The following is a 618-nucleotide window of genomic DNA, read 5'->3' as shown; positions in this document are numbered from 1 at the left end:
GATGGATTGGTATAGTCGTCACGTCTTGTCCTGGCGGATCTCCAACACTCTAGAAGTTCACTTTTGCGTGGAGGCGTTGGAAGAAGCCTTATCCAACTACACCCCACCTGTGATCTTTAACACGGATCAAGGGGCACAGTTTACAGCGAACGCCTTTACAGACTGTCTGAAAGCCTCTGGAGTTCAGATTAGTATGGATGGTCGAGGGCGCTGCCACGACAACATCTTTATCGAACGATTGTGGAGGAGTCTAAAGTATGAGTTGATTTATCTCAAAGCGTTCGAGGATGGTCAACATTTAACGCAAGAGGTCAAACAGTGGTTTCGTTGGTACAATCAAGTTCGTCCACATCAAGGATTAGATTATCAGACACCAAATCAAGTGTATTGTGATAATCTAAAGAAACGAAGTGAGTGATAAAGCAATTGAGATCTTGAACACGAAACTGAATGGATCTGAGAATCTGAATCCCTAGCTTATTCATCCCCTGAAAACTGTCTAGTCTTGGGGGTCCACTTCAATTATCCAGAAAGGGCAAACTCGGTTTGATGGCTTTGATGGCAAGATTCTGTCGCTCTACTCAAGAGGCATGAGCGTGCGCGATGTCCAGGCACAGT

At 45.1% G+C, this 618-nt stretch carries 1 protein-coding gene; it reads left to right on the top strand.

The window, feature by feature from the left end; genetic code table 11:
- Positions 1 to 418, top strand: a 418-nt coding sequence (locus A8707_RS26365) for an integrase core domain-containing protein (protein ID WP_082906472.1), incomplete at its 5' end; no start/stop codon positions are given.
- Between the last annotated feature and the right edge of the window lie 200 nt (positions 419 to 618).

The sequence above is a fragment of the Phormidesmis priestleyi BC1401 genome (genome assembly GCF_001650195.1).
Lineage (GTDB): Bacteria > Cyanobacteriota > Cyanobacteriia > Leptolyngbyales > Leptolyngbyaceae > Phormidesmis_A > Phormidesmis_A priestleyi_B.
The sequence above is the reverse complement of the archived record's forward strand: the minus strand, read 5'-3'. Positions and strand labels throughout refer to the sequence as shown.